The organism is Pseudomonas sp. SZ57 (assembly GCF_009495975.1).
GTDB lineage: Bacteria > Pseudomonadota > Gammaproteobacteria > Pseudomonadales > Pseudomonadaceae > Aquipseudomonas > Aquipseudomonas syringae.
Genome location: NZ_WIBD01000007.1, coordinates 312,291 through 334,286, shown reverse-complemented (window position 1 = coordinate 334,286; position 21,996 = coordinate 312,291). Strand labels below are relative to the sequence as shown.

Sequence of the window (21,996 nt, the reverse complement as noted above, 5' to 3'; positions counted from 1 at the left end):
ACCGAAGCGCCTGCGTTACATAAAGCAATCGATCGGCAGACGCGCTTCGTCAAAAAAAATCAGTTGGCGGCAGCTTTGCCGTTCTTCTCGACCCAGGCGGCGAAGGCATCGATGAACTTCTGCAGGAAGGGCCTGGTTTTATCGGACAACGCGCCGGACTCGTCGAAAAAGCTCCCGGCGCCGCCCAGGTAGGCTTCGGGCTGCTGAAGGCACAGCACGTCCAGAAACACCAGCGACTGGCGCAGGTGATGGTTGGCACCAAAGCCACCGACAGCACCCGGCGAGGCACTGATCACTGCGCCCGGCTTGCCGCTGAAGGCACTTTTACCGTAAGGACGCGAGCCCACGTCGATGGCGTTTTTCAGGGCACCCGGCACCGAGCGGTTGTATTCCGGGGTGACAAACAGCACGCCGTCGGCAGCGCCCAGTTGCTCACGAAAAGTGGTGTATGCAGGCGGCGGTGAGTCGCCATCGATGTCTTCGTTGTACAACGGCAAGTCACCGATCTCGACGATATTCAGTTTCAGGCTGGCAGGTGCCAGTTCTGCCAGAGCAAGCGCGATCTTGCGGTTGATGGACTCTTTTCGCAGACTGCCGACCAATACGGCAATGGTATGAACCTGGCTCATGAAAATATCCGTCATCTGATTCAAGGGAAGGTTAGGTATAGAACAGAAGCCGGGTTTAGACGACCTGTGCGCCAGTCAATTCCCCACTCACTTGAACAGCAGGGATTATTTTTTCCCTCAAAGGCAAACTCACCTATAGATCAGTGGTCTACTAGCCTCGATGGATTCGTAAACCAGCAGTTATATTCAGTTTCAGAGGTTACAGAGCAAATGGCTTCAGTTCTCGTCGGACAATTTCATGCCAGGGACGCCGAAGGTCGCGTTTATCCGGTTCATGAGTTCCAGGAATCGCAGCCGAATGAGGCGCAGGGCGGGCAGCCGGTGATCACCTACAGGCTGGCAATCGGCGACCGGGTCAAGCATTTGGGTGGTGAGGACTTCGAGCTGGTGCAATCGGGCATAAAAATTACCCGTACACCCACGTAATACCGGCAGCATTCCCGCTTTGGCTGCACGGCCAGCGGGAAGCTGTTAATCCGAAAAGATCAGATACCAGAAAATCGCCGTTTCACGAGTGTTCGGATCGATGCCCCGATAGCGCATGTGATCCACCCCGCCGACCACGTACCCGCAACTCTCGTACAGCCTGCAGGCGCCCAGGTTATTGTTCTGCGTTTCCAGAACGATGCCCGGCAGACTGCGCTTGCGCGTCCAGAATTGCGCGGCGTCGAGCAATGAACGTGCGACGCCATGACGGCGCGCCGACTCGTCTACCGCCAGCTCATCGATGTAAGCGAAGCCGCTCCAGTGAGTGCTCATCACGATATGGCCGACGGGGTGGTCATCCAGCCAGGCAACCATCACCGAACTGGTGTGGGCGTCACGATGATCGGCAAACTCCTGAGAGTCGATGCCATAATTCTTGCTGTACGGCTCGACCAGCTCGACCGGCCATGAATCCACGCGCTCGCCGATAATCGGCTGGGCATAGCCGAGCACTGTAAACGTGAATTCGCTGTTGAGGATGTAGTCCTCGAAGCATTCGTCTGCAACCCGAATGCTCAAAGCAGGATGTGCCACGTTCAGTTCACCTTTGCCGCTTGCTGTCAGGAAGATGCCTGTGCTCCGGCTTCCAGCATCTGTACCCAGAGCGGAGGAGCACCACAAGCCTTGGCAATGGTGCTCATACGCACTTCGTGCTCGGCCAGCTCGCTTTCAGAGGCGCGAATGATGCGGCAAGGCTTGCGATCGGCCGGCAGGCGGCGAATTTCGCTGGCGCGGTTGCCAGAGCCTTCGCCCGAGCCGTTGCCATCGGAGGCATTGCCAGCCAGCGACAGGCTGGTCTGCCCGCCGGTCATCGCCAGGTAGACGTCGGCCAGAATCTCGGAGTCGAGCAATGCGCCGTGCAGTTCGCGGCCCGAGTTATCGACGCCGTAGCGTTTGCACAGCGCATCCAGACTGTTGCGCTGACCCGGGTGGCGCTCCCGCGCCATCATCAGGGTGTCGAGAACCGAACAGTGCTGGGTGATATCAGCCCTGTCCTGCGACCCCATCAAGGCAAATTCGTTGTTGATGAAGCCAACGTCGAACGCTGCGTTGTGAATGATCAGCTGTGCGCCCTTGATGAACTCGAAGAATTCATCGGCGACTTCGGCAAATCGCGGCTTGCCGACCAGAAATTCGTTGGTGATACCGTGAACACCGATCGCGCCTTCGTCACTCTCGCGATCAGGTTGCAGGTAAACGTGAAAATGCCGACCGGTCAGGCGGCGACCGATCAACTCGACACAACCGATCTCGACGATGCGGTGACCATCCGTCACCGGCATACCGGTGGTTTCGGTATCGAGGACGATGGATCTGTTATCCAGGTTTTGCAATGCCATTGACTGTTGCCTCATGTACAGGCCGCGATTCTAGCACGCAGCGGCCGTTGCAAGCCCGTGCGCGTCTAGCCGTGCCGGATGCCGCGCACTTCGTCGACGCCACGGTTGGCGAGCTGGTCGGCACGCTCGTTGCCAGGGTGGCCGATGTGCCCACGCACCCACTGCCATTTCACCGTGTGGCGACTGACCTGTTCATCCAGGAGCTGCCACAGATCGGCATTCTTGACCGGCTCCTTGGCAGCGGTTTTCCAGCCGCGCTTCTTCCAGTTGACCATCCACTCGGTAATGCCTTTCATCACGTACTGAGAGTCGGTCACCAGCGTCACTTCGCAGGGGCGCTTGAGTTCTTCAAGGCCGCGAATCGCACCGGTCAGTTCCATCCGGTTGTTGGTGGTATTGGCTTCGCCACCCCACAGCTCTTTTTCGACGCCCTTGCATACCAGCAGGGCACCCCACCCGCCCGGGCCGGGATTACCCTTGCAGGCACCGTCGGTGAAGAGTTCAACGCTATCGCTCATTACGACCTTTCCAGAATGATGGGCTTCATGTGCAGCAAGGCGTTATTCAAGCCTGGTCCTGAGTGTTACGGCTGACCTTGGCCATCGGCATGGGGATCAGCTTGCCGATGGGGTCACGGCGCACCTGACGCAAGGGCCTGAGACCTACCACCAGTTTGCGCGCCACCAGTACATAGAAGCCGCCACCGGGGCTCTGACGTCCCTCGCCAAGGCGTTCAAGCCCTGCAAGACGCGACTGCCATGCTGCTGAAGCAAGGGGCGGACGATAGCATCCGAAGCGCCGTTTCTCCAGCGCGAAGCCCAGCAGATTCAGCCAGTCAGCGACCCGCGAGGATGAAATGCAGCGTGCCTTGCGCAACGCATCCCGAGCGAAAACGTGGCGTATGCCCCAGGTGCTCCAGGGGTTGATGCCGATAATCAGCAAGTGCCCGCCCGGGCGCACGCTGCTGGCCGCTTCGCGCAACAGGCCATGGGGCGACAGGCAGAAATCCAGGCCGTGCTGCAGTACCACGACATCGGCCGCGTGCTCACTCAATGGCCACGCCTGTTCCTCACAGACGATCTCGACACCCGGCAACGGCGCACCAAGGCGTACATTGCGCTGCACCTGGGGCGCCACCGGCGGGCTTTGCGCCGATGGCCCGTAATGCACCAGATAGCCACCGAAATACCGCCCCAGTTCTTCGTCGAGAATGCGCCGCTCCTCTTCGAGCAGAAGCTGCCCGAGCGGCCCGGAAAGCCATTCACGGGCAGCGCGGATCAATGCAAGCCACTCAGGATCAGCCTGAGCGAACGCTTCATCGGTCATGAGTTCTCCTCCAGAGGTGCTCGCATACAGCGGCAACAGACTCTAAGATGCACCATTGTCCGCCGCTATGCGAACTGCGCCATGATACAGATCCACGCCCTTGCTGCTTTCAATGACAACTACATATGGTTGTTACAAGACCTTTCGAGCCAGCAGTGCGCTGTCGTCGATCCGGGCGACGCAAAGCCGGTGCTGGGCTGGCTGGCGCAGAATCCCGACTACCGGCTGACCGATATCCTGATCACGCACCACCACAATGATCATGTGGGCGGTGTCGCGGAACTCAAGCAGTCGACCGGCGCGCGCGTGCTGGGCCCTGCGGCCGAGACCATACCGGCGCGCGACATCGCGCTGGTCGACAATGACCGGCTGACCGTGCTGGGCCTGGAATTTGTGGTGCATGCGGTTCCTGGTCATACGCTGGGGCATATCGCGTTTTATCACGAGGACGCCACAACACCCCTGCTGTTCAGCGGCGACACGCTGTTTGCCGCCGGCTGTGGACGGCTGTTCGAGGGTACGCCGCAACAGATGCACGATTCTCTCGGCCGCCTGGCCGAACTGCCGGACAGCACGCTGATCTACTGCGCTCACGAATACACGCTGAGCAATCTGCGCTTTGCACAGGCCGTCGAACCCGACAACGTCGATATTGCCGAACGCCTGGCCGAAGTGACGCGCTGGCGCAGCGAAAATCGCATCAGTCTTCCTTCGAATATGGCACTGGAAAAACGCACCAACCCCTTCCTGCGTACCGGGGAAACATCCGTTAAAGAAAAAGCGGACGAACGGAGCGGCGGGCAAAACACCTCGCAGAGTGCGGTCTTTGCAAGCCTGAGGGCATGGAAAGATAAGTTCTGACCCGACCCTAAAACCGCAATAAAATTCTGAAAGGTTGACCGACGGCAGGCCGCTTCCTAGAATCGCCCGACATTTTCGTCTGGATGTACCCCCCGAACAATGTCGTCATCTACCAGCAAGCCTTCACATTCGGACGCATTGACTCGGTTGGCTCAGGCCATGGCCGTCACCGCGAGTGCCCTTCTGGCCGGTTGCCAGAGCACCGCCAGTGTCGACCCGGCCAGCAATCATCGCGCGCCTAACCTGGCCGCCGGAATCAAGCAAAAACCGATTTTTCTGTCGCACAAGCCTGCTACCCCTCTCGCACCGCCACAGGATGTCTGGGAGCGCATGCGTCAGGGCTTTCAACTGCAACAAGGCAACGATCAGAACCCCCGCATCGATCAACAGCGCCTGTGGTTCGCCAACAACCCTTCCTTTCTGGAAAATGCTGGCGAGCGCGGCAGCCTGTACATGCACTACATCGTCGAGCGCCTCGAAGAACGCAACATGCCGCTGGAACTGGCGCTGCTTCCGGTCATCGAAAGCGCCTACAACCCGATGGCCGTTTCGCGCAGCCAGGCGGTCGGCCTCTGGCAGTTCATCCCGTCGACCGGGCGTTACTTCAACCTGCGCCAGACCAGCTTTTATGACGGACGTCGCGACATCCAGGCCTCGACCGTTGCGGCACTGGATTACCTGACCCGCCTGCATGACATGTTCAACGGTGACTGGCTGCTGGCCCTGGCAGCCTACAATGCCGGCGAAGGCACGGTAAGTCGCGCCATCGAGCGCAATGACAAGCTCAACCTGCCGACCGACTACTGGAACCTGCCGCTGCCGCAGGAAACCCGCGATTACGTACCCAAGCTGCTGGCGCTGTCCCAGGTTGTATTGTCGCCGGAAGCTTATGGCGTCAATCTGAACCCGATCGCCAACCAGCCTTACTTCGAAGTCGTCGAGCTCAACAAGCGTGTCGACCTGTCGAAAGTGGCCAGCGCCGCCGACATCGACGAAGACGAGCTTATTCAGCTCAACCCCGCCTACAAGAAGCGCCTGACCGTCGATGGCCCCCAGCACCTGCTGGTGCCTACCTCCAAGGCGCAATTGCTGACGGCCAGCCTGCTGACCATGAAACAGGAAGAACTGGTCGCCTGGCAGCCTTACCGGGTGCGCAAGGGCGATACTCTGGAAAGCCTGGCCAGTCGTTATCAGGTCACGGTCAGCTCGCTCAAGGGCAATAACAAGCTGTCCGGCAACCGCCTGAAGATCGGTCAGTCGCTGAGCATACCGGTCAAGCCGGGCATGCAGAATTCACAGCCCGTGTTCGAAGCGCTGGCCAGCAACGACAAGCCGTCACGTACCCGCAGTTACAAGGTGCGCAGCGGTGACAACCTGACCAACATCGCGCAAGCCAACAAGGTTGATGTCGAAGACCTGCAACGCTGGAACAAGCTGACCGGCAAAAAGCTCAAGGTCGGCCAGACGCTGGTCATGCAGGACACCAGCAAACCTGCAGGTAAAGCCGCCGGCAAGGCGGTCGCCAGCACCGGTGGCAAGGACAGCGAAAAGAAATCCATGCAGTACAAGATCCAGAAAGGCGACTCGATGTACCTGGTCGCCAAGCGCTTCAACGTCGAGATGCAACATCTCAAGCGCTGGAATCCACGTAGCGGGCAGGCTCTCAAACCCGGCCAGACCCTGACCGTTTACCTGCCACACTGATGCGCGCGGCCACTTGCCCTTCGATAACCTTGGGGCGGGTGGCCGACGCAGCCCCGGCAGCGCCATCACCTGCAGTCTTTTTCCAGCTGGAACAAGCTGTTACTGTTAGCGACCCGAAAGCCCAAGCCGCCTGGATCGTGATACGTCCCTTCCTGCTAACCCTCAGCCTGGCCTTGAGCTTCTGCGCCAACGCAGCCATCACTGAAAGTCATGGTTACGCGCAGTTTGGTGTTCTCAAGTACCCGGCCAGCTTCACTCATTTCGACTGGGTCAATCCCGAGGCGCCGAAAGGTGGCACCCTGAGAATGATGGCCTTCGGCACGTTCGACACGCTCAACCCCTACACATTCAAGGGCAGCAGCCCGGTCTCGACCGGCAACTTCCTGCAGTATGGCGTCAACGAGCTGAACGAACCGCTGATGGTCGGCACAGGCCAGTACGACCCGTCCGGCGATGAACCGACCTCCAGTTACGGGCTGATCGCCCAGTCCGTGGAATACAGCGAGGACCGCAGCTGGGTGGTGTTCAACCTGCGCCCGCAGGCGCGCTTCCATGACGGCAAGCCCATCACCGCCTACGACGTGGCGTTTTCCTACCGGACACTGCTCAAGGACGGTCACCCTCAATACCGCACCGCCTTGCAGGAAGTGCAGCGCGTCGACATTCTCAACCGTCATAGCATCCGCTTTGTCTTCAAACGCTCGGGCAATCCGCTGCTGATCCTGCGCCTGGGCGAACTGCCGGTGTTGCCGCAGCATTACTGGAAAGACAGGGACTTCAAGGCGACCACCTTCGAACCGCCGCTGGGCAGTGGCCCCTACCGCATCACCCGCGTGCAGCCGGGTCGACAACTGGTGTTCGAACGGGTCAAGGATTACTGGGGCAAGGACTTGCCGGTCAACCGCGGCAAATACAATTTCGATCGGGTCGAGGTCGAGTTCTACCGCGACAGCGACGTGGCGTTCGAAGCCTTCAAAGCGGGTGAATTCGACATCTACATCGAGCATCAGGCCAAGAACTGGGCCAATGGCTATGACTTCCCCGCAGTCGCCAGCGGTCAGGTGATCAAAGCACAGATTCCCCACCGCATACCGACCCAGACCCAGGGCCTGTTCATGAACACCCGGCGCGCCGCCTTCGCTGACATCCGCGTGCGCGAAGCACTGGGGCTGCTGTTCAATTTCGAATGGACCAACCGCACGCTGTTCAGCGACGCCTATGACCGCTCGACCAGCTACTACCCCAACAGCGAATTTTCCGCGACGGGCCTGCCGACCGGGGCCGAATGGCTGCTCCTGGCGCCCTACCGCGATCAGTTGCCCGCCAGCCTGTTCACCCAGCCGTTCAGCCCATCGAAAACCGATGGCGGCGGGATACCGCGCGAAACCTTGCGCAAGGCCCTGAAGCTGCTTGCCGAGGCTGGCTGGACGCTGTCGGACAAGGGTTTGCTCAATGCCGACAAGCAACCGTTGCGCTTCGAGATCCTGCTGGTCAACCCCAACCTTGAACGCATTCTGCAGCCCTACATCGAAGACCTGCGCCGCCTGGGGATCAATGCAGGGCTGCGCACCGTCGACCGCGCCCAGTACAAGCAACGTCTGGACCGTTTCGATTTCGACATGATTCTGATGACCCTGCAGCAGACCCTGAGCCCCGGTCTGGAGCAGTGGCAGTACTTCCATTCCAGTCAGGCCGCGATCAACGGCAGCAAGAACTACGCGGGTATCGCCAACCCCGTGGTCGATGTCCTGCTGAACAAACTGCTGGCCGCGCAGACCCGGGACGACCAGGTCGCCGCGGCGCGGGCGCTGGACCGTGTCCTGCTGTCTCAGCACTACAGCATTCCCAACTGGTACCTGAACAATCATCGGCTTGCCTATCGCAACCGATTCGCCATGGTCACTACCCCGCCCTACACCCTGGGGCTGCGTGCGTGGTGGCTCAAGACTCTGGAGAAGCCCCGATGAACCCTCTGTACTCCCTGCGCTCGCAGGCAGCCGGCCTGCTGCTGGCCAGCCTCGCCTGCACGGTACAGGCTGCGCCTCAGCATGGCGTGACGCTGTACGACGAAGCGCCGAAGTACCCGGCTGATTTCAAGCACTTCGACTACGTAAACCCGGATGCCCCCAAGGGCGGCACGCTGCGCCAGGCAGGCTTCGGCGGCTTTGACAGTCTCAACCCGTTCATCAACAAGGGCGTACCGGCAGACGACATCGGTCTGATCTACGACACCCTGGCCCGCTCGAGCCTGGATGAACCGTTCACCGAATACGGACTGATCGCGGGCAAGATCGAGAAGTCCCCGGACAACAGCTGGGTGCGTTTCTATCTGCGCCCCGAAGCGCGCTTTCATGATGGTCACCCGATCCGCGCCGACGATGTCGAGTTCAGCTTCAAGACCCTCATGGAGCACGGCTCGCCCATGTACAAGGGCTACTACGCCGACGTCGATCAGGTGATTGTCGAAGATCCGTTGCGCGTGCTGTTCAAATTCAAGCACAAGGGCAGCCGCGAGTTGCCGTTGATCCTTGGCCAGTTGCCGGTGCTGCCCAAGCATTTCTGGGCAGATCGCGATTTCAGCAAGGGCAACCTGGACTTCCCGCTGGGCAGCGGACCTTACAAGGTCGCCGACGTGAAGGCCGGTCGCTCGGTGAGTTATGAGCGGGTCAAGGATTACTGGGCAAAAGACCTGCCGATCAACAAGGGTTTCTACAACTTCGACGTGCTGACCACCGACTACTACCGCGACAATACGGTAGCGCTGGAGGCTGGGAAGGCCGGGCAATTCGACTATTGGATGGAAACCAGTGCCAAGAACTGGGCGACCGCCTACGATACGCCCGCAGTGCGCGACGGCAGGCTGATCAAGGAAGAGCTGCCCAACGGCAACCCGACCGGCATGCAGGGTTTTGTCTTCAACCTGCGCAAACCCGTGTTTCAGGACGTCAGGGTCCGCGAGGCGCTGACTCTGCTGCTGGACTTCGAGTGGACCAACAAACAGCTGTTCAATGGTTCGTACAGCCGCACCAAAAGTTATTTCGACAACTCGGAAATGGCCGCCAGCGGCCTGCCGTCTGCCGAAGAACTCAAGCTTCTGGAGCCGTTGCGCGGCAAGATTCCGGATCGCGTGTTCAGCGAACCCTTCACCCTGCCGGTTACCGATGGCAGCGGCATGATCCGGCCGCAGCAACGCCGGGCCTTCCAGCTGTTGCAGGAAGCGGGCTGGAAGATCGTCGACGACAAGATGGTCGACGCGCAGGGCAACCCGGTAAAAATCGAGTTTCTGATGGCCCAGACCGAGTTCGAGCGCATTCTGTTGCCTTACAAGCGCAACCTGAGTGACCTGGGTATCGAACTGGTGATTCGTCGGGCCGACGTGTCGCAATACATCAACCGCCTGCGCTCGCGGGACTACGACATGATCGTCACGGGCTATCCGCAGTCCAGCTCGCCCGGTAACGAGCAGCGCGTGTACTTCGACTCATCCAGCGCCGACAACCCGGGCAGCCGCAATTTCATGGGCCTCAAGGACCCTGCGGTAGACTCGCTGGTCACCGGCCTGATCAACGCCGACTCACGGCAAAGCCTGATCACCCATACCAAGGCGCTGGACCGCGTACTGCTGTGGGGCTTTTACGTCGTCCCGAACTGGCACATCAAGACCTGGCGCGTGGCTTACTGGAACCACCTTGACCATCCCAAGGCCAAAGCGCTTTCCGATATCGGCCTGATGACCTGGTGGGCCAAGCCGGATGTCAAACCGGCGACCGCGACCCCGTCAGTCCCTGATCAGGCCAAGCCTGCGAACGCGGAGCAATAACATGCTGGCTTATATTCTGCGACGGCTGCTGCTGATCATCCCTACCCTGCTCGGCATCCTGATCATCAACTTCGTCATCATTCAGGCTGCGCCCGGTGGCCCGGTCGAACAGATGATCGCCAAGATCGAAGGCTTCGATGGCGCCACCAGCCGGATTGCCGGAGGCGGCGCCGAAGTATCGGTGGCCGGCTCCAACTACCGCGGCGCGCAAGGCCTGGACCCGGCACTGGTCAAGGAAATCGAACGCATGTACGGTTTCGACAAGTCGGCGCCGGAACGCCTGTGGATCATGATCAAGAACTACGCCACGCTGGATTTCGGCGACAGCTTCTTTCGCGATGCCAAGGTCATCGACCTGATTGTCGAGAAGATGCCGGTGTCCATTTCCCTCGGGTTATGGAGCACCCTGATCATGTACCTGGTGTCGATCCCGCTGGGGATTGCCAAGGCCACGCGCCACGGCAGCCAGTTCGACGTATGGACCAGTTCGGCAATCATTGTCGGCTACGCCATTCCAGCATTCCTGTTCGCGATTCTACTGATCGTGGTGTTTGCCGGGGGCAGCTACTTCAATTGGTTTCCACTGCGCGGACTGACCTCCAACAACTACGACGAACTGAGCACGCTGGGCAAGCTGTTCGATTACTTCTGGCATCTGGTGTTGCCCGTCACCGCGCTGGTGATTGGCAACTTTGCCACCATGACGCTGCTGACCAAGAACAGCTTTCTCGACGAAATCAGCAAGCAATACGTGACCACGGCCAAAGCCAAGGGCCTGAGCAACCACAAGGTGCTCTACGGCCATGTGTTTCGCAACGCAATGCTGCTGGTGATCGCCGGCTTCCCGTCAGCGTTCATCGGCATCTTCTTCACCGGCTCGCTGCTGGTGGAAGTGATCTTCTCGCTGGACGGCCTGGGCCTGATGAGCTTTGAAGCCGCGATCAACCGCGACTATCCGGTGGTGTTCGGTACGCTGTTCATCTTCACCCTGCTGGGGCTGGTGGTGAAGCTGATCGGTGATATCACCTACACCCTCGTGGACCCGCGCATCGACTTCGAAAGCAGGAAGCATTGATATGAAGCTGTCTCCTCTCAATCGCCGTCGCTTCGAACGCTTCAAGGCCAACAGGCGTGGCTGGTGGTCATTGTGGCTGTTCCTGATTCTGTTTGGTCTGAGCCTGGGCGCCGAACTGATCGCCAACGACAAACCGCTGGCCGTGCGTTATGACGGCAGCTGGTACTTCCCGGTATTCGAGCGTTACCCGGAAACCACCTTTGGCGGTGAATTCCCGCTGGAAGCCAACTACAAGAGCCCGTACATCAAGGAACTGCTCGCCGCGAAGGATGGCTGGACCCTGTGGGCGCCCATCCCGTTCAGCTACCAGAGCATCAACTACGACCTGAAAGTCCCTGCCCCGGCGCCGCCTTCGCGGGAGAACCTGCTGGGCACCGATGATCAGGGCCGAGACGTACTGGCACGGGTGATCTACGGTTTCAGGATTTCGGTACTGTTCGCCCTGACCCTGACCATCCTCAGCTCGATCATCGGCGTCATCGCCGGTGCCTTGCAGGGCTTCTATGGCGGCTGGGTCGACCTGCTGGGCCAGCGCTTCCTCGAGGTCTGGTCGGGCCTGCCGGTACTGTATCTGCTGATCATCCTCGCCAGCTTCGTACAACCCAACTTCTGGTGGTTGCTGGGCATCATGCTGCTGTTTTCCTGGATGAGCCTGGTGGACGTGGTACGCGCCGAGTTCCTGCGTGGCCGCAATCTGGAATACGTAAGGGCCGCGCGGGCGCTGGGCATGGAGAACGGCGCGATCATGTTCCGCCATATCCTGCCCAACGCCATGGTGTCGACCATGACCTTTCTGCCTTTCATTCTCACCGGCGCCATCGGCACCCTGACGGCGCTGGACTTTCTGGGCTTCGGCCTGCCCGCCGGCTCGCCGTCGCTGGGCGAGCTGGTGGCGCAGGGCAAATCCAACCTGCAGGCACCCTGGCTGGGCATCAGCGCCTTCGCTGTGCTGGCCATCATGCTGAGCCTGCTGGTGTTCATCGGCGAATCCGCCCGCGATGCTTTCGACCCAAGGAAATAAGATGAACAATGACAATCTGATCGAAATCCGCGATCTGGCGGTCGAGTTCGTGACGGGCGACTCACGGCAACGCGTGGTCGAGAACATCAGCTTCGATATTCGCCGCGGTGAAACGCTTGCGCTGGTCGGCGAAAGCGGTTCGGGCAAGTCAGTCACCGCGCACTCGATCCTGCGCCTGCTGCCCTACCCCATCGCCAGCCACCCGAGCGGCACGATTCGCTACGCGGGTGAAGACCTGCTGAAAGTGGAAGAGAAAAAACTGCGCACGATCCGTGGCAACCGGATCGCCATGATCTTCCAGGAGCCGATGACCTCGCTCAATCCGCTGCATTCGGTGGAAAAACAGATCAACGAGGTGCTGGGCCTGCACAAGGGCCTGACTGGCAAGGCGGCCACCGAGCGCACGCTGGAGCTGCTCGATCTGGTTGGTATACCTGAGCCACACAAACGCCTCAAAGCACTGCCACACGAGCTGTCAGGCGGCCAGCGGCAGCGTGTCATGATCGCCATGGCCCTGGCCAACGAACCCGAGCTGCTGATTGCCGATGAGCCGACCACCGCGCTGGATGTGACGGTACAGCTGAAAATCCTCGAATTGCTCAAGCAGTTGCAGGCTCGCCTGGGCATGGCACTGCTGCTTATCAGCCACGATCTGAACGTCGTAAGGCAAATAGCCAACCGAGTATGTGTCATGCAGCGCGGTTGCATCGTCGAACAGGCATCGTGCGAAGAATTGTTCCGTTCGCCGCAACATCCTTACACCAAAGTGTTGCTCAGCGCCGAGCCCAGCGGCGGTCCTTCGACCAACCCCGCAGGCGCTCCGCTGCTTGAAATCGAGGACCTGAAAGTCTGGTTCCCGATCAAAAAAGGCCTGCTCAAGCGCACCGTCGACCACGTCAAGGCGGTGGACGGCATACGTTTCAGCCTGCCACAAGGGCAAACACTGGGTATTGTGGGTGAAAGCGGGTCGGGCAAATCGACGCTGGGCCTGGCGATTCTTCGACTGATCGGCAGTCAGGGCACCATACGGTTCAAGGGCAACGCGCTAGAATCCCTGTCGCAACAGCAGATCCGTCCGCTGCGCAGGCAGATGCAAGTGGTTTTCCAGGACCCGTTTGGCAGTTTGAGCCCGCGTATGTCGGTATCTGAAATCGTTGGCGAAGGCTTGCGAATCCACGGCATGGGTACGGCCGCCGAACAGCAGACGGCGATCATCGAAGCACTCAGGGAAGTTGGTCTGGACCCGGATACCCGGCACCGCTACCCTCACGAGTTCTCCGGTGGTCAACGCCAGCGGATCGCCATTGCACGTGCGCTGGTCTTGAAGCCGGCGCTGATTTTGCTGGACGAGCCGACCTCGGCCCTCGACCGGACCGTACAGCGTCAGGTCGTCGAGCTGCTTCGCTCGCTGCAAACCAAGTACAACCTGACGTATTTGTTCATCAGCCATGACCTGGCTGTCGTCAAAGCGCTGAGCCACCAGTTGATGGTGGTCAAGCAAGGCCAAGTGGTCGAACAGGGTGCAGCGCAGGATATCTTCGCCGCACCGCAACATCCTTATACACAGCAGCTGCTGGAGGCCGCCTTTTTGGCGCCGGTAGCTGTCGATTAACCTGAAGAGGAACAACACATGGGTTTTCTCGCCGGTAAGCGCGTCCTGATCGTCGGTGTCGCCAGTAAACTGTCCATCGCATACGGCATTGCCGCCGCCATGCATCGTGAAGGCGCAGAGCTTGCCTTCACCTACCAGAACGACAAACTCAAGGGTCGTGTCGAAGAGTTCGCCGCAGGCTGGGGTTCGGGCCCTGAGCTGTGCTTCCCTTGCGACGTGGCCAGCGACGAAGAGATCAACAAGGTCTTCGAAGAGCTGAGCAAGAAGTGGGACGGCCTGGACGCGATCGTTCACTCGGTCGGCTTCGCGCCTGGCGACCAGCTCGATGGCGACTTCACCAACGCCACCACCCGCGAAGGTTTCCGCATCGCTCATGACATCAGCACCTACAGCTTCGTGGCCCTGGCCAAGGCCGGTCGCGAGATGATGAAAGGCCGTAACGGCAGCCTGCTGACCCTGTCCTACCTGGGCGCAGAGCGCACCATGCCCAACTACAACGTCATGGGCATGGCCAAGGCCAGTCTGGAAGCCGGCGTTCGTTACCTGGCCGGCAGCCTCGGCCCGGATGGTACTCGCGTCAATGCTGTATCGGCCGGCCCGATCCGCACCCTGGCCGCGTCAGGCATCAAGAACTTCCGCAAGATGCTGGCTGCCAACGAAGCGCAGACCCCTCTGCGCCGCAACGTCACCATCGACGAAGTCGGCAACGCCGGCGCGTTCCTGTGCTCCGACCTGGCGTCGGGCATCAGCGGTGAAATCATGTACGTCGACGGCGGCTTCAACACCACCGCGATGGGCAGCATGGACGAGTAATACGGTAAACGCTGCTCCTCGCGAGCGGCACTTTCCCGGACTCAAAAAAAAGGCCGCTCAATGAGCGGCCTTCTTTGTTTGCGCGTTTCGAGATTAGAACTTCTCGATCTTCGCCTTGCTTTCCAGCTGTGCACGGTACGCCGCGAAATCCTGTTGCCCCTCGCGGGAGGCAAGGAAGCGACGATACTGTGCCTTCTCGGCATCAGTCGGCGCAGCCGCCTGATTGACGCCATTGAGACGGACGATCACGAAGCTGCCATCGGAAGCAGTGATGCTGGCGAACTCCGGCTTGTCCTTACCTGTCGGCTTGGGCATGCGGAACAGCGTCTGCAGCACTTGAGGGTCAACCCCTTCCTGACTGCGAGTGACCGCTTCCATCATCTTCCAGTCACGACCTTCCTGCTTGGCCGCCAACGGAATCTTGCCCTCACGCAGACCGGCCAGCAGCGCCTCGCCCTTGGCCTTGGCAGCGGCCGAAGCATGCTCCTTGACCAGTTGAGCGCGAATCGAGCTGGCAACGCTCTCAAGTGGCAACTGCTGCGGTTGCAGGTGCTCTTTGGAGCGCACCACCACGACGGTTTCCGGATCCAGCTCCAGCGTGTTGCTGTTGGCGCCTTCTTCCAGCACTTCAGGGCTGAATGCCGCCTGGATGACCGCGCGGTTGGCCGTCAGGCCTTCGCCGCCTTCACGACCGAACGGTGCAGTGGTCTGAACCTTCAGGCCCAGGTCCTGTGCTGGCTGGGACAAGTCCGACGATTCAAACGCCGAGTCTTCCAGCTGCTTGGTCACTTCGACAAACTTCTGCTCGACCAGCTGCGATTTCAAATCGTTGGTCAGCTTGCCTTTCAGACTGGCAAAGGTCGGCACAGAAGGTGCTTCAACCCCCAGCAGCTTGATCAGGTGCCAGCCGAAGTCGGTACGCACCGGCTGCGAAACCTGGTCCTTGTTCAAGGCATACAGCGCCTCTTCGAAAGCCGGGTCATAGACACCCTTGCCTGCGTAGCCCAGATCACCGCCCTTGTTCGACGAACCCGGGTCCTGCGAGTATTCCTTGGCCAGTGCCGCGAAATCCTCACCCTTGGCCAGACGCTGCTGAATTTCTTCAATCTTCGCCTTGGCCTGCTCGTCATTCAGCTTGTCGTTCACTTCGATCAGGATGTGTGCCGCACGACGCTGTTCGGACAGATTGGCGATTTCCTTCTGATAAGCCGCCTGCAAGTCCTCGTCCTTGACCTGCACCTTGTCGAAGAAGGACGACTTCTTCAATTCGATGTAGTCGAGTACCACCTGCTCAGGGCTCATGAACTCCTTGGCATGCTCGTCGTAGTGAGCCTTGACTTCGTCATCGGTCACTTTGACCGCCGAGGTATCGGCAGGCAGGGTGAGCGACGCGAAATCACGGGTCTGCTTTTCGAGGCGTGCGAAAGCTTCAACCTGTGCGTCGGTTACAAAAGCACTGCCGGCAACACCTGCACGTACCTGACCGATGAGCATTTCCTGACCCAGCATCTGGCGGAACTGCAGACGGCTGTAACCCAACTGGCGAATGACCTGATCGAAACGGTCTGCGCTGAATTTACCATCCACCTGAAATTCAGGCGTCTGCAAAAGCTGCTGATCCAGTGCCGCGTCGGAAAACGAGAACCTGGCATCCGCCGCGCCTTGCAGCAGCAGCTTGCGGTCGATCAGGCCCTTGAGCGCTGATTCGCGCAACAGCTTTTCATCCAGCATGGCAGGATCGAAATCCTTGCCCAGCTGTTGCGAAAGCTGTTGAGCCAACTGACGGCGCTGCATGTCCACGGCCTGACTCAACTCATTCTGAGAGATGTCCTCGCCGTTGACTTCAGCCGCGTTCTGCTTGTTGCTGGTAGCGGTAAACATCGCTTCAATGCCGGTGAAGGCCATCAAGGCGATGATGAGTCCGATAATTGTCTTGGCAATCCAGCCTTGTGAATTGTCCCTGATGTTCTGCAGCATTGCGTCCCCCAAAACGGTTGTACTGACTAACCAACCGCGGAGCGTGGGTAGAAAGCGGATAGAAGAAAGGCGCATCCGAGGATGCGCCTTCTCGTAACTGACGAAGCGGTAGGGCTCGAACCCTTCGGTGTCGCAACCGAATGCACCACCGCTCCACTACTGGATCAGGACAGACCCGATCCAGCGGGCAAGGCGTAAAGAGGCTTACTTGTCAGTTTGGTTGACAGCTTCTTTAAGAGCTTTACCGGCTTTGAAACCTGGTTTCATGGCAGCAGCGATTTCCAGCGCTTTCCCTGTCTGAGGGTTACGACCGGTACGAGCAGGACGGTGAGTCACAGAGAACGTACCAAAGCCAACCAAAACAACCGGGTCGCCACCTTTCAGAGCGCCAGTGACGGATTCGATCACTGCGTCCAGCGCGCGGCCAGCAGCAGCTTTCGGGATATCAGCAGATGCAGCGATAGCATCAATCAGTTCCGACTTGTTCACTCTAAGTCCCCTTATCTCTATATTGAGTATGTTTCTAAGTTTTAGGTGTTAAGCAAAACGAGCGCTGGAAGGCTTGCCTGTGATTGCTTTAAAGAGCCGCTTTATAACAAGGGCTCTAAAAAGCTGTCAAGGAAGCCTGCCCAGACTTAATGCGTGCTAATTCTGTCCTTAGAGTCAGACTCGCGCTTCTCTTCCTTGGCGACCAGATCTGTAGCCACGTCCGGCAAAGGCTCCGGCGCGTATTGCAGCGCAATTTGCAGGACTTCGTCAATCCATTTAACGGGCTTGATCTGCAGATCCTGCTTGATATTGTCAGGAATCTCCTTCAAATCACGCACATTTTCTTCTGGAATGATCACTGTCTTGATTCCGCCACGGTGTGCTGCCAGAAGTTTTTCCTTCAAACCACCAATCGCCAGCACTTGACCACGCAGGGTAATTTCGCCCGTCATTGCCACATCCGCCCGCACGGGGATCTGTGTAAGTGCCGAAACAAGTGCAGTGCACATGCCCACGCCAGCGCTCGGTCCATCCTTCGGCGTGGCGCCTTCCGGCATGTGAATATGCGTGTCGTGTTTCTCATGGAAATCAGCGGGGATGCCCAGGCTACGGGCTCGGCTGCGAACCACGGTCTGGGCTGCGGTAATGGATTCGACCATGACATCACCCAGCGAACCGGTCTTGATCAACTGGCCCTTGCCCGATACCACGGCAGCCTCGATGGTCAGCAACTCACCGCCCACCTGAGTCCACGCCAGGCCGGTGACCTGACCGATCTGATCCTGCTGCTCTGCCAGCCCGTAGCGGAACTTGCGCACGCCCAGGAAGTGCTCGAGCATGTCGGCCGTGACCTGCACCGCGAAACGTTTTTCCATCGCGTGCTCTTTGACCGCCTTGCGGCAGACCTTGGCAATCTGACGCTCCAGCCCGCGCACGCCCGCTTCACGGGTGTAATAACGGATGATGTCGCGGATCGCCTCCTCGTCAAAGCTGATCTCGCCTTTCTTCAAGCCGTTGGCCTGAATCTGCTTGGGCGAGAGGTACTTGACGGCGATATTGATCTTTTCGTCTTCGGTGTAGCCCGGCAGGCGAATGACTTCCATCCGGTCCAGCAGCGCGGGCGGAATGTTCATCGAGTTCGACGTGCAGAGGAACATCACGTCCGAAAGATCGTAGTCGACCTCAAGGTAGTGATCGTTGAAATTGTGGTTCTGCTCGGGATCAAGCACCTCAAGCAATGCCGACGCCGGATCGCCACGCATGTCGCTGCCCATCTTGTCGATTTCGTCAAGCAGGAACAGCGGGTTGCGAACGCCCACCTTTGTCATTTTTTGTATCAATCTTCCTGGCATCGAACCGATGTAAGTCCGGCGATGACCACGAATTTCAGCCTCGTCACGCACGCCACCCAGTGCCATACGCACGAATTTGCGATTGGTCGCGTTGGCGATGGATTCGGCCAGGGAGGTTTTACCCACACCCGGTGGACCTACCAGACACAGCACAGGGCCGCGAATCTTCTTCACGCGCTTCTGCACGGCGAGGTATTCGAGGATGCGTTCCTTGACCTCGTCCAGACCATAGTGGTCGGCATCGAGAATCGCTTCGGCACGCGCAAGGTCCAGACGCACTTTGCTCTGCGCCTTCCACGGCACCTGAACCAGCCAGTCGATGTAGGAGCGCACCACGGTCGCTTCGGCCGACATTGGCGACATTTGCTTGAGCTTGTTCAGCTCGGCATTCGCCTTGGTCAGAGCGTCCTTGGGCAGGCCCGCAGCGTCGATGCGCTTTTTCAGCTCTTCGATTTCGTTGTGGCCTTCGTCGCCATCGCCCAGTTCCTTCTGAATGGCCTTCATCTGCTCATTCAGGTAGTACTCGCGCTGGCTGCGCTCCATTTGCTTCTTCACACGACCGCGAATGCGCTTTTCGACCTGCAGCAGGTCGATTTCGGCATCCAGCAAGGCCAGCACGTGCTCGACACGGGCTGACAGGTCGATAATCTCGAGGATTTCCTGCTTCTGCTCGATTTTGAGCGCCATGTGCGCTGCCATGGTGTCAACCAGGCGGCCAGGCTCATCGATGCTGTTAAGCGACGACAGGACCTCTGCAGGGACTTTCTTGCCCAGTTGCACATACTGCTCGAACTGAGCCAGCAGGCTGCGCACGAATACTTCGGATTCACGATCCGGCGCATCGACTTCGTCGATCAGCGCGACGTCTGCACGGTAGTGGCCATCGACTTCGATGAAACGCTCTACCGAACCACGCTGCTCGCCTTCGACCAGTACCTTGACGGTGCCATCGGGCAGCTTGAGCAATTGCAATACGGTGGCAATGGTACCGACGCTGTACAGAGCCTTTTCATCAGGATCGTCGTCAGCCGGGTTTCTTTGCGCGAGCAGCAGGATCTGCTTGTCGCCTGTCATTGCCGCTTCAAGGGCTTCGATAGACTTCTCGCGCCCCACGAACAGCGGGATAACCATGTGCGGATAAACCACGACATCACGCAATGGCAAGAGAGGCAATTCAATAGTGGTCTTCATGATTTCGCCTCTACGGCGGCCAATTGGCCGGGACAGATGGAATTAGCTTGAAGCCAAGATGGGGGTAGCGTCCAAAAAAAACAAGCTCTAGAGGCGCGACCCGCCAAGATCAGTTTCTTCATACAAAACGAATGAACGGCTTAAAAATGCAAAAGGGGACCAAAAAGGCCCCCTTCAGTATTACTTCACACGCATATGAACATGCGTTTATGCGTCGGGAGCAACCTTGGCAGGCGGCTCGCTGTTTTCGTAGATCAACAGCGGCTTGGACGCGCCATCGATAACGCTTTCGTCGATCACCACCTTGCTCACGTCGCTCTGCGACGGGATTTCGTACATAGTGTCGAGCAGCACGCCTTCGAGGATCGAACGCAGGCCACGGGCACCGGTCTTGCGCTCCAGCGCGCGACGGGCAACCGATTTCAGCGCATCGGTACGGAACTCGAGGTCCACACCTTCCATCTCGAACAGCTTGGCATACTGCTTGGTCAGCGCGTTCTTCGGCTCGGTGAGGATCTGTATCAAAGCAGCCTCATCCAGCTCGTCCAGCGTCGCAAGCACCGGCAGACGGCCCACGAACTCGGGGATCAGACCGAACTTGACCAGATCGTCAGGCTCGACTTCACGCAGCGACTCGCCAACCTTCTTGCCCTCCTCCTTGCTGCGAACCTCGGCATTGAAGCCGATTCCGCCACGGGTGGAACGGTTCTGAATGACCTTTTCCAGGCCCGAGAAGGCGCCACCGCAGATAAAGAGGATATTGCGCGTGTCCACTTGCAGGAATTCCTGCTGCGGATGCTTGCGACCACCTTGAGGCGGAACGGAAGCCACGGTGCCCTCGATCAGTTTCAGCAAGGCTTGCTGCACGCCTTCACCGGACACGTCACGAGTGATCGAAGGGTTGTCGGATTTGCGCGAAATCTTGTCGATTTCGTCGATGTAGACAATACCCATCTGGGCCTTCTCGACATCGTAATCACATTTCTGCAACAGCTTCTGGATAATGTTTTCGACGTCCTCACCCACATAACCGGCTTCGGTCAGGGTGGTGGCGTCAGCGATGGTGAACGGTACGTTGAGCAGGCGAGCCAGTGTTTCGGCCAGCAGCGTCTTGCCGGAGCCCGTAGGGCCGATCAGCAGGATGTTGCTCTTGCCCAGTTCGACGTCGTCGTTCTTCTTGTCACGCTGATTCAAACGCTTGTAGTGGTTGTACACCGCTACTGCGAGAACCTTTTTGGCACGTTCCTGACCGATGACGTACTGGTCAAGGATGCCGCTGATTTCTTTAGGCGAAGGCAATTTATGCGCGCTGCTTTCGGCCTGAGCTTCCTGCACCTCCTCACGGATGATGTCATTGCACAGGTCGACGCACTCGTCGCAGATAAAGACCGAGGGGCCGGCAATCAATTTGCGCACTTCATGCTGGCTTTTGCCACAGAAGGAGCAATAGAGCAATTTGCCGTTGTCCTCGCCGTTGCGGGTGTCAGTCATTCGATCGATCCAATCCGGTAGGCTTGCAACACAAGATGAAGGCTATTGCGGGCTTTTTCAAGTCCGCAGGCGGTCGGTTGTGCCGACCCCCTACATTTTGAGCCGCTTAGGCAGGCATTTGACGCTTGTTGATCACCGAGTCGATCAGGCCGTATTCGGCCGCACGCTCTGCGCTCATGAAGTTGTCACGCTCGGTATCGCGCTCGATGGTTTCGAGGCTCTGGCCGGTATGATGCGCCAGCAGCGAGTTGAGACGATGACGAATGTGCAGGATTTCCTTGGCATGGATGTCGATGTCCGACGCCTGACCCTGGAAACCGCCCAGCGGCTGGTGAATCATCATCCGCGAGTTGGGCAGGCAATGACGCTTGCCTTCTGCACCGCCGGCCAGCAGGAATGCACCCATGCTGCAAGCCTGACCGATACAGATGGTCGACACGTCCGGCTTGATGAACTGCATGGTGTCGTAGATCGACATGCCTGCAGTCACCGAACCGCCCGGCGAGTTGATGTAGAGATGGATATCCTTGTCCGGGTTTTCCGCTTCAAGGAAGAGCAGCTGTGCCGCGATAAGGTTGGCCATGTAGTCCTCTACCGGACCAACCATAAAGATGACTCGCTCCTTGAGAAGGCGCGAATAGATGTCATAGGCGCGTTCGCCACGGGCGGACTGCTCGATAACCATCGGGACCAGGCCGCCAGCGGCCTGGATGTCAGAGTTCTGCTGAATATAAGAATTGCGGGACATGTCCTGCATTCACTCCCAAATAGTCGAGTCTTGAATACGCACAAGCCAGCGCGAAGGCTGG

At 58.9% G+C, this 21,996-nt stretch carries 19 protein-coding genes; 9 read left to right on the top strand and 10 right to left on the bottom strand.

Annotation, left to right across the window (positions count from 1 at the left end; genetic code table 11):
• Nucleotides 1-59: 59 nt before the first annotated feature.
• On the bottom strand, nucleotides 60-629 hold the full coding sequence (locus GE543_RS11080) for an NADPH-dependent FMN reductase (RefSeq protein WP_032698203.1): 570 nt from the start codon (nucleotides 627-629) through the stop codon (nucleotides 60-62).
• Between the two features lie 210 nt (nucleotides 630-839).
• On the opposite strand from GE543_RS11080, the gene GE543_RS11075 reads away from it, so the two are divergent.
• Complete coding sequence (locus tag GE543_RS11075) at nucleotides 840-1,055, top strand: hypothetical protein (RefSeq protein ID WP_003342876.1); 216 nt, start codon at nucleotides 840-842, stop codon at nucleotides 1,053-1,055.
• Between the two features lie 45 nt (nucleotides 1,056-1,100).
• On the opposite strand, the gene GE543_RS11070 is transcribed toward GE543_RS11075, so the two are convergent.
• The 4 genes from GE543_RS11070 to GE543_RS11055 form a co-directional block, all read right to left on the bottom strand.
• Nucleotides 1,101-1,655, bottom strand: coding sequence for an N-acetyltransferase (locus GE543_RS11070; RefSeq protein ID WP_032698202.1), 555 nt, complete (start codon nucleotides 1,653-1,655; stop codon nucleotides 1,101-1,103).
• 20 nt (nucleotides 1,656-1,675) lie between these two features.
• Nucleotides 1,676-2,455: a DNA polymerase III subunit epsilon gene (dnaQ, locus tag GE543_RS11065; RefSeq protein ID WP_003390621.1), complete on the bottom strand. Its 780-nt coding sequence runs from the start codon at nucleotides 2,453-2,455 to the stop codon at nucleotides 1,676-1,678.
• Nucleotides 2,456-2,520: 65 nt separating this feature from the next.
• Entirely contained in the window at nucleotides 2,521-2,973 is a 453-nt protein-coding gene (rnhA, locus tag GE543_RS11060; protein ID WP_003368579.1) for a ribonuclease HI, read from the bottom strand.
• 46 nt (nucleotides 2,974-3,019) lie between these two features.
• Nucleotides 3,020-3,781, bottom strand: a complete 762-nt coding sequence (locus GE543_RS11055) for a methyltransferase domain-containing protein (RefSeq protein ID WP_003404449.1) — start codon at nucleotides 3,779-3,781, stop codon at nucleotides 3,020-3,022.
• Between the two features lie 81 nt (nucleotides 3,782-3,862).
• Between GE543_RS11055 and gloB the strand changes: the two genes are divergently transcribed.
• From gloB to fabI, 8 genes are all read left to right on the top strand, one after another.
• The gene (gene gloB, locus GE543_RS11050) at nucleotides 3,863-4,642 is read left to right on the top strand and encodes a hydroxyacylglutathione hydrolase (protein WP_153221436.1); all 780 of its coding nucleotides are present in this window, start codon (nucleotides 3,863-3,865) and stop codon (nucleotides 4,640-4,642) included.
• 99 nt (nucleotides 4,643-4,741) lie between these two features.
• Nucleotides 4,742-6,346 carry a LysM peptidoglycan-binding domain-containing protein gene (locus tag GE543_RS11045; RefSeq protein ID WP_032702719.1) on the top strand — a complete coding sequence of 535 codons (1,605 nt, stop codon included), beginning with the start codon at nucleotides 4,742-4,744 and terminating at the stop codon, nucleotides 6,344-6,346.
• 137 nt (nucleotides 6,347-6,483) lie between these two features.
• Nucleotides 6,484-8,313 carry an extracellular solute-binding protein gene (locus GE543_RS11040; protein ID WP_371927147.1) on the top strand — a complete coding sequence of 610 codons (1,830 nt, stop codon included), beginning with the start codon at nucleotides 6,484-6,486 and terminating at the stop codon, nucleotides 8,311-8,313.
• Nucleotides 8,310-10,166 (top strand): extracellular solute-binding protein, encoded by a 1,857-nt coding sequence (locus GE543_RS11035; RefSeq protein ID WP_003415758.1) that lies wholly within the window; start codon nucleotides 8,310-8,312, stop codon nucleotides 10,164-10,166. Before GE543_RS11040 ends, GE543_RS11035 begins: the two co-directional genes overlap by 4 nt.
• A gap of 1 nt (nucleotide 10,167) precedes the next feature.
• On the top strand, nucleotides 10,168-11,241 hold the full coding sequence (locus tag GE543_RS11030) for a microcin C ABC transporter permease YejB (RefSeq protein ID WP_003409733.1): 1,074 nt from the start codon (nucleotides 10,168-10,170) through the stop codon (nucleotides 11,239-11,241).
• A gap of 1 nt (nucleotide 11,242) precedes the next feature.
• Nucleotides 11,243-12,262 carry an ABC transporter permease gene (locus tag GE543_RS11025; protein WP_003315267.1) on the top strand — a complete coding sequence of 340 codons (1,020 nt, stop codon included), beginning with the start codon at nucleotides 11,243-11,245 and terminating at the stop codon, nucleotides 12,260-12,262.
• 1 nt (nucleotide 12,263) lies between these two features.
• Nucleotides 12,264-13,874, top strand: a complete 1,611-nt coding sequence (locus GE543_RS11020) for an ABC transporter ATP-binding protein (RefSeq protein WP_003415757.1) — start codon at nucleotides 12,264-12,266, stop codon at nucleotides 13,872-13,874.
• Between the two features lie 18 nt (nucleotides 13,875-13,892).
• A complete protein-coding gene (fabI, locus tag GE543_RS11015) occupies nucleotides 13,893-14,687 on the top strand; it encodes an enoyl-ACP reductase FabI (protein ID WP_003409730.1) in 795 nt (264 codons plus the stop codon).
• A gap of 93 nt (nucleotides 14,688-14,780) precedes the next feature.
• Here fabI and GE543_RS11010 read toward each other — a convergent pair whose 3' ends face one another.
• From GE543_RS11010 to clpP, 5 genes are all read right to left on the bottom strand, one after another.
• A complete protein-coding gene (locus tag GE543_RS11010) occupies nucleotides 14,781-16,664 on the bottom strand; it encodes a SurA N-terminal domain-containing protein (protein WP_153221435.1) in 1,884 nt (627 codons plus the stop codon).
• A gap of 204 nt (nucleotides 16,665-16,868) precedes the next feature.
• On the bottom strand, nucleotides 16,869-17,153 hold the full coding sequence (locus GE543_RS11005; protein WP_046236528.1) for an HU family DNA-binding protein: 285 nt from the start codon (nucleotides 17,151-17,153) through the stop codon (nucleotides 16,869-16,871).
• A gap of 146 nt (nucleotides 17,154-17,299) precedes the next feature.
• A complete protein-coding gene (gene lon, locus GE543_RS11000) occupies nucleotides 17,300-19,696 on the bottom strand; it encodes an endopeptidase La (protein WP_003409729.1) in 2,397 nt (798 codons plus the stop codon).
• A gap of 207 nt (nucleotides 19,697-19,903) precedes the next feature.
• The gene (gene clpX, locus GE543_RS10995; RefSeq protein WP_153221434.1) at nucleotides 19,904-21,187 is read right to left on the bottom strand and encodes an ATP-dependent Clp protease ATP-binding subunit ClpX; all 1,284 of its coding nucleotides are present in this window, start codon (nucleotides 21,185-21,187) and stop codon (nucleotides 19,904-19,906) included.
• Nucleotides 21,188-21,293: 106 nt separating this feature from the next.
• Nucleotides 21,294-21,935, bottom strand: a complete 642-nt coding sequence (gene clpP, locus GE543_RS10990; protein WP_002552734.1) for an ATP-dependent Clp endopeptidase proteolytic subunit ClpP — start codon at nucleotides 21,933-21,935, stop codon at nucleotides 21,294-21,296.
• Nucleotides 21,936-21,996 lie beyond the last annotated feature (61 nt).